General features: G+C 33.7%; 7 protein-coding genes. All 7 read right to left on the reverse strand.

Translation table 11 applies throughout. The annotated features are described in order from the left end of the window. Positions 1–57: 57 nt before the first annotated feature. Positions 58–1,185: an FtsK/SpoIIIE domain-containing protein gene (locus tag U0M88_RS00165; RefSeq protein ID WP_331868542.1), complete on the reverse strand. Its 1,128-nt coding sequence runs from the start codon at positions 1,183–1,185 to the stop codon at positions 58–60. Next, entirely contained in the window at positions 1,185–1,835 is a 651-nt protein-coding gene (locus U0M88_RS00170; protein ID WP_331868543.1) for a hypothetical protein, read from the reverse strand. The genes U0M88_RS00165 and U0M88_RS00170 overlap by 1 nt, the downstream gene beginning before the upstream one ends. A 16-nt stretch (positions 1,836–1,851) precedes the next feature. Further along, on the reverse strand, positions 1,852–2,358 hold the full coding sequence (locus tag U0M88_RS00175) for a hypothetical protein (protein WP_331868544.1): 507 nt from the start codon (positions 2,356–2,358) through the stop codon (positions 1,852–1,854). 1 nt (position 2,359) lies between these two features. Further along, positions 2,360–4,012, reverse strand: a complete 1,653-nt coding sequence (locus tag U0M88_RS00180) for a phage tail tip lysozyme (RefSeq protein ID WP_331868545.1) — start codon at positions 4,010–4,012, stop codon at positions 2,360–2,362. Continuing rightward, positions 4,012–5,883 carry a helicase HerA domain-containing protein gene (locus U0M88_RS00185; RefSeq protein WP_331868546.1) on the reverse strand — a complete coding sequence of 624 codons (1,872 nt, stop codon included), beginning with the start codon at positions 5,881–5,883 and terminating at the stop codon, positions 4,012–4,014. The genes U0M88_RS00180 and U0M88_RS00185 overlap by 1 nt, the downstream gene beginning before the upstream one ends. Then, on the reverse strand, positions 5,864–6,268 hold the full coding sequence (locus U0M88_RS00190) for a hypothetical protein (RefSeq protein WP_331868547.1): 405 nt from the start codon (positions 6,266–6,268) through the stop codon (positions 5,864–5,866). The genes U0M88_RS00185 and U0M88_RS00190 overlap by 20 nt, the downstream gene beginning before the upstream one ends. Positions 6,269–6,697: 429 nt before the next feature. Continuing rightward, positions 6,698–7,882: an IS110 family transposase gene (locus tag U0M88_RS00195; RefSeq protein ID WP_331868548.1), complete on the reverse strand. Its 1,185-nt coding sequence runs from the start codon at positions 7,880–7,882 to the stop codon at positions 6,698–6,700. Between the last annotated feature and the right edge of the window lie 298 nt (positions 7,883–8,180).

Below are 8,180 nucleotides of genomic sequence, written 5' to 3' on the forward strand. Positions count from 1 at the left end.
CCAAAGCAACCTGAAGGTTGCTATCCTAAAAAACGACATACAAACCGCCCCGCGGTTCTAGTCGTTTTTCAGGACTTGCAGGGTGGCATAATAGGGAATTGCGTTTACTTCAATTCTGTCACCTTGACCAATCCAAGCCTTGCCGACTTCTAGTGATTTCAATGGCTCATCAAACATCATTCTGCTGGATGTGTCACTAAAAGAACCTAATAAAACTCTGCACATAAAGTTATCTCTCATAGCCCCCTTTATATAAGCGGTATCGCCACGTTGCATAGTTACCAAGAGGTCATACCCCATAGCACGACCTAATAATAGTATTGCTCTAATATCTTCTTCAAATGCCTCACGTTGCTTTTTTGTCATGCAATCCAGAAGCACAATGTATTCTTCCAGTACAAGGATTTTGCTGTTCATAGATTCATCATCAACAAAGTTCGTCAGCCCCATTGATTTTAACTTTTGCTGTCTTTCCAGCATTTCCAGACGGAACGCATGAACAAAATCTATCACTTGTTCGATATTTGATACTTCATTGGATATATACCTTGTGAACAAATCTCTGTAGGTGTAGTAATCTACCAATTTTCCATCAACAAGCCATACATCCGTATTGGAAGTAAACAGTCCATTTAAAACATATCGCACAAATACAGATTTTCCTTGTCCTGTTTCTGCAACAATCAGGCAATGCGGATATTGCACCCAATCCCAGAACGTCAGACCATCAAAGCCAGTACCTACAGATACAGTTGTTCTGGTAGCCTGTACTTCCTTTTTAGGGTGCAGAGATACCAGAACATCAAAATACAAATAGCCTTTATCTTTTTGTAAAACTGTAGTTACACTCGTGTGTAATTCCACAGTTTCCTTAAAATGCTGGTATTCTGTTTCCGTTGCTTTTTTGTTAAATCTCACACGAACACGAACCGCATTTTCAAGCTGGGCAGTCCAGCATTTCAAAGTTTGTCTGTCCTGATTGTCTTTTTCAGAATAATCTCTACAGGTTTTTCTAACCTCATTGATAATTCTTTTTCTGGTCATATAATCTGAAAAGTTCTTTTTCATAATTTTTGAAAATATAAAGGCAGAAAAAACACTGAATCCATTTATAAACCAGTACATAACATCAGAAGAATTTATCATCACTGTTCTGTGATAATGAATACGTTTCTTCTTTTTCATCATTCATTCTCTTTCGATTCATCAGACTTCTTTTCTTCCTGTTTTTCATCTTTCTTTTCATCTGATGAATCATTATCCTTTTTCTTTGCTTTTTCTTTTAATTCTTCAGACTGTTTTTCAATCAGATAATTTTCACCTTTTTCAGATAAAGTATCATTTTTAAACAGTCGATAATCAAATTTCATTTCCTGTGTTTCTAAATCTTTTTGCGATACTTTTACAGTGACATAATAAACATTTTCAGGAAGTCCAATTTGTAGAATAGATTTTCTCTTTGTTGTGATTGTATCTTTCGTCATGAATATTTTTTCGCGTATCAGTTCAAAAGGGAGTTCATTTCCTTTATCATCCAATACCTCAAAAGAAGTTTCATATTTCTTTTGATAATTCAAAAATGTTTCTTCCAATGACAATTCACCTAAATTCTTTTCTTTATCCATTATAAATTGTTCTGTAGCTAATGTATCGTTATTCAAAGACAATTCATATGTTTCACTGTTACTTGCCATTGGTCTATCATCTGGAAGCCACATTTTACTTGTTGCTAATGCACCCACTATTACCATTAAGCAAAATATACCCAATAGCAACTTTTTGTTGTAACCATCTTTTAAGATAATATATTTTTTTTCACTTTCTGATTTGAACATATATTCACCCCTCACATTAGACGAGAAGCAAAGCCTGTTTCAAGTGCTTCGCTTCTTTTATTGCTATCAAATCTTTTTCGTCAAATACTACATATGCACCATCTTTAAAATGACAGTACAATTTTTTACGTTTACTTTTTCGATATCTAAATGTTTTATCAAAAAATACTGTTACAGGGAAACCATTATCACCACGGCAATAAATCAAATCTCCCTGAACTAAAATATCTGGCAATGTTTTTCCATGTAAAATCAAATCTTGTGTTCTTACAATCTTTTCTTTTCTGGAAAAGTAATCGGTTATATAAACCAAAGTATGTATGCCTGATGGAGAATTAAGCAAACGTGTTTCGGAAAATATAAAAACACTATCCATAGTTCTGACATAATCTCCCAGAACTACTTTTTTCATATCTAATAAATGATACGGATGAAAGAAGCTGTATAAATCTTCGAACTTCTTTTTCTTTGATTCTTTGGATTTTTCCAGACCAAACAAAGGTAATTGCTCAAAATCTGTCATATTATCTTGACACAGGATTAGCAAAGGTAACTTCTCCATAATATTCTTTTAACTGTGACAAAGTTAATTCTCTTTGCCACCAGTCACCATTTGCTTTTTCTCCTGTTTCTCCGTTTGTACATTCCTTAATGGCGAAAGTCCAATCATCCGTAGAATTATTCAAATTCGCTTCTTGTACTATCAAAGTATCACCCTTGATATCAACGATAATACCAACATGATTATGACCATTTTTATTGTCGCTTGAAAAAATAGAACCCTTTACAGGTTTATCTGCTTTTTTATATCGGTCTTTATTCAGCTTAGTTAGATTATCCACCCAATCATAGCCCATAGCCGACCATGAAGGCGCCCATCCATAAACTTCCTTTAATCTACCCCATACAAACCAAGTACATTGACCTTCTAAACCTAAATATGGATTATCTGAAGATTTCCATATTTTTACGTCAAATTTTGGTTTTCCATTCAGTTTCGAATCTCCACCAATCGAATAATTGGCACAGGCTACGTGTTTTGCTGTAGAGGTGCCACGAGAACGAACAATATCATATATTTTTTCATAGGTTGTCTTATCGTAATGCACACCATCATCACTGACCATACCATCTTTAATTTGTAAATAGGTGTTTAGATATTCAATACCACCAATCAGTTTGCTGGATATCGTTTCATTGAACTTTTCAATCTGTTCATTCTTCACATTACTCGATTTTTCATCATTTACAGGATTTACCGATAAAACAATAACCTTATAAGGTTTCCATTCATTCTTTTTTAGTTCATTTAATTTATCAGCGTATTTATCCACATTATCCAAATCATTGACGCCTAATCCAAAAACGATTGTATCGCCTTTTTTCACTTTGTCATTGACCTGTGCTATAGCAGTATCTGTAAACCAATTATAACCTTGACTTTCTTTAGCAATATAAATGTCTTTATCTGTTTTCTTTGCACTTTCCATACCTACAAAGCGAGAATCTCCTACCCAAATCACACGACCATCATTCAACTTTCTTGAAATAGTGACCTGTGAAACATTTACCGATTTCATGTCTTTTAAAATCTGTTCTGAATGAGAAACTCTGCCTTGCACTGCCTGTGGCGATTGGTCTTTCGGTCTTTCATATTCCAGCATGACAGCCTTTGTCACATTGGTAACACTTGTACTTCCTTTCAATTCATCCAAGGATGAAAAATAATTACCCCAATTCCATTTCATAAATTCCTGATTATACAAAAAATCTAACTGCATTCCCAAATCTTCACGTTTTTTATTTTGTGATTTTGCATAGTCAAATAAAGCCTGTTGTCTGCCAGCTGTTGTCCATTGTGCAATTCCAAAACCTGTTGAACCTAATTTAAATTCTTGGCCAGCTTCTATGATAGCTGGGTCAAAATGACTTTCTACATAAAGATTTCCCATAATGCCAGCTGTAGCTTCTGGAGAAAACCCTACTGTACGAAAGAAAGACCAAATCGCTTTTTTGTTGCCTTCCTGTGTTCCATCGGAATCCAAATTATAAGTAAATTTGTTGAACGTATCACAATAGTTCTTCTGTCTTTGCTGATTTTCGCCAGCCATTGCACCCAATAGGCAAATAAACAAAAGGGAAGGTAAGGACAAGAGAATCAATACTTTTTTGAACATTAAGCACCACCCTTAAAGTATTCACGCTGGGCACGTGTGATTTCAGAAGTGAACTTGATTTTTCGTTTTTTATTATCAATGGCGAAAAACTGACGTTCTCCATGAATCCCTTTTTCAAATCGAGAAATTACCGAAATATCCTGTGATGTAATATCTGGTATATATTCATGTAATCGATTCAAAGTTTCTTCACCACATTTGCCGATATATTTATTTGTACAAAGGCTGAATACTTCACGAATCAATTTATTACCGCCTGAATCTGTATTTCTTCCGAACTCTTTTTCTAAATCCTGAACATCGTGAAATACATAACCTAATCCAACATATGCCTTTCTTGCAAATTTTAAAAATCGAAGATTTGTTTCAAAAAAATAGATATCTCCATATTCCATGGTTTCATCCACCAATATACGCATAGTATAGATTGGACGTTCCAAATCATAGGCATTTAATCCTCTGGCTTGCATAGCTTTTTCGTTTCTTTCTTTGTTAAGGTACATACCATACGATATGTAATTCAAAAGCAAAGACATATAAGATGATTTCACCCTTTTGTCATCATTGGAACGGAGAAAAGAAACATCAAATCGAATACTTTTGGTCAGGTCAAAATCAACATTTGTTTTTCTATTGAATAAATATCCATAAATATCTATCATGCGTTCCAATCCTAAGCGCAATTTGTAGATATCCTGTAAGGCTTCCGATTCATACATATGTTCTTTATATTTTCTGTTCGCTTCCTCAAGCACTTCTTCCAGAAGAAACCATTCTTCATTGTTGATTTGTTTAATGGAGCGACCAATAAAAGGTCTGTAGAAATCCTTTAGTAACAGTTCTAAATGTGTTATTACCTCTGGCTTGTCAATTCCTGTAGCACTTTGAAATCTTCCTGAAACTAAAGCAATCTGTGTACTGATATCATTTTCCGAAATCCTGTCTGTATGTTCTTCGTTGGAAACGTGAAAAATCTGCATTAGATTTACATTGTTCTTTTCATCAATAGAAATAGTTTGAATACCCAGTTTCTTTGCATATTCTTCATATTCTCCATGGATGTCAAATACATATAAAATATGATTTCCGAAACTAAGCAATTCTTCCTCAAAAAGTTTTCGCAAAGCCGACTTTCCAGCACCCATGCCAGCCATATCAAGGGTATTGTAGCTATAATTATCTGCAAATTTAAAAATATCAGGAGCATATAAGCCTGTGTCTGTGTAGCCTATCAATCCCATATTTTTATCGATTCGATTAATTTCTGAATGATTCAAAAACTGTGCAATCGTGCGACTTGCCACCATCTTTTTCACAGGATTTGAAAAGCTGGTCAATGCCTTGTAATCTTCGACAAGATTATTCGTCTGGATGAATCCATTCATTTTTTTGAAACTTAATTTATCAATCAGCTTATTGACCTTGTTTTGTAGTTTTTCCAAATCTTCCGCAAATACATAAAGTCTCAAAGATATCTGGAATACACTGTCTTTTAGATTATCAACATAATCTGAAAACTCCTGTAGTTCTTGTTTTGATTGCAAAGCACGTCTAAAGGCAGTAAATCGTTTTGCATCATATTGCTTGTCCTGATGTTTTTCAATCATTTTATCAATTTTATCATTTGATTCAGCTGGCGATAAACAATGGCAATCCATAGTAACCAACACATCCTGATAACCAATTACATCATTGAAAAAGCCTGTATGGGTGTATTTATCGAAATCGAAAATCTGCAAACATGTGCAATATTTATTTCCATTGATATAGTATGTTTCATGAAAATTGATTCCTGATTTAGAACATACATTTTTTAGAAAATCCTCGTTCTTTTTAGTCACTTTAAAATCTTTATGCCTGATAATTTTCAAAATACATCACCTGTTCACTTTCTTCTATGTCTTTTAATTGTAGTATTTTCAAAAAGTCATTGTGTTTTTCATCGTAAAAATGAATATGTGTTCCGTAATCATTCATTTCTGATATTGTGAGAGGAGATAAGAAATAAAAGCTATGTTTCATCTTAAAAGGCTTTAAATCTTCATCATATCTTGCGATTGCAACATATCCATCTCTACATTTGAAAATTAGAACTAATGTAAAATCATGTACATTGAAATAAAATTCAATATTCTTTTCCACTTCTTTAATTCGATTTTCATTTTTAAGTTCTTCTGGTTTTAATCGCTGAAACCATTCAATCATATTTCCTGATTTTACGAGTCGTACCCTATAATCACGTGGTTTTAATTCCAAATTATCACCTCATTCCTTACATAATGTTATTGTTCAGTTCCATCATCAAATTTTGTAACTGTTCACCTTTTATTCTTTTAATCTTCAAAAAAGAGGGTGCGAATTTTTCAAAATTTGACATCAAATCTTCTGAAATATAGAAATACATTGTTGTATATCGAATCCGATTGTGAAATTTCATCACTTCGATTCTCTCCAGCATACGTTCTTTTAATCCTTCGTTACTTTCTTCTTTTACCCGTTTCTCAAAAAAGGAGCTAACTATATAAAATTCAAGTAGTTTTTATGAAATAGTTTGAAAATATAAAACAACTATATTTTTTAGTTAGTTTTAAATTGATCTTTGAAAATGTGAATATTGGATTAATTTTGGGCATGACGAAAAGAACTTTCAAAATATGATTTTTTAAAAGTTCAGATGCATTTGTCTTATCTTAATAATGCAGGATCAAATGATTGTCCTGTTTCTAGTAAATGATAAATGATTCTAAGCAGCTTTCTAATGCAGTGACCCTGGGCACAACGGTGTCCTTTGCCTTGAGAAATTTTTGATTGATAGTATTTTTTGAATACAGGATTATAGTTGATCACAGGCAGTATGATTTGATACAAAGTTTTTCTAAGATATTTAGATCCTTTCTTGGTTATGGCAGTGTGTTGTGCATTGTATTGACTTGATTCATAGTGATAAGGTGCCACTCCTGCAAATTTTATAATTTGAGAAGGCTTCGAATAATTGCCAATATCTCCTAATTCGGCTAAAATAGAAGTACCAGAGAAATGAGAAATCCCTGGGATGGTTAAGATAGGAGAGTTGTTTTTGATCGAGAACTCTTCTATTTTTTTATCTATTTCAGCGATTTGCTCTTTTATCAGTGTGATTTGACTTACCAGGTGTTTGATCTGTAAAGTTTCAACTTCAGAAGAGATTCCAATCGAATTTTTGGCACAATCTTTTAACTTTTCAGGAGTCAATGAAATACGATTGCCTCTACCTTTGATTTCAAAACATTTGCGAAGGGTACGAATGTCTGTAGAAGCAATAGCTTCAGCACTGCCGAAAGTTTTAAGGAGACTCATGTAAACAACACCATAATTTGAACTGAACAAGGTATTGAATTCAGGGAAAACAAGATCGATTGATTTCTGCAGTCGATTACAGTGGGTATTGAGTTCTTCCTTTAAATTATGGTGATGACGAGTCAATTGTCTTTGTTCGTATAAATCAAAACGGTCAACTTTAGTAATACGATACTGTTTCTTACGCTCAGGCGTATCAAGAACATCACAAATGGTGATTGTATCCAGCTTGTCATTCTTGGTAATGCCACCTTCCATCTTACGTGCAAGATCCGTAGTTTTAGGGTTGATCAGGGCAACAGTATATCCGTTGCCAAGAAGAAATTTTAGAAGAGCAATATGGTAATGTCCGGTATCTTCCATACCCAATAGAACTGATTTTTTAGAATACTGTTTAAGAGAGTTGATCAGAAAGTCAAATCCTTCTTTAGTGTTAGAAAAAGAAGAAGGTGAAACATTGAGATCACCAGTTTCCTTGTCCATGACACAGAAGTGATGACTGTTCTTTCCAACATCGATACCAACTATTTTCATAAATAAACATCCTTTCTTTATAGAAACATGTGAAAATGGTTATCCACAACACTTAGACCACAAAATCTGGTTCAAAATACGAATTCAAGGACTCATCTAACTCATCATTGTTTAGGAATAAGGTGTGGTAAGAATCTCCTTTAAGTAGTCAAGCCACAGAAAAAAATACAAATCCACATTCACATATTCAATTTTACAAATTACCAAAACCGTCTTCAACCACGGTTATAAAAGGTTGAAAGAAAGGAGAAGTATATTGTAGATGACCAGTTAGATGAGTCAATTACAATATACCAGA

The organism is Faecalicoccus sp., from assembly GCF_036552745.1.
Classification (GTDB): Bacteria; Bacillota_I; Bacilli_A; order Erysipelotrichales; family Erysipelotrichaceae; genus Faecalicoccus.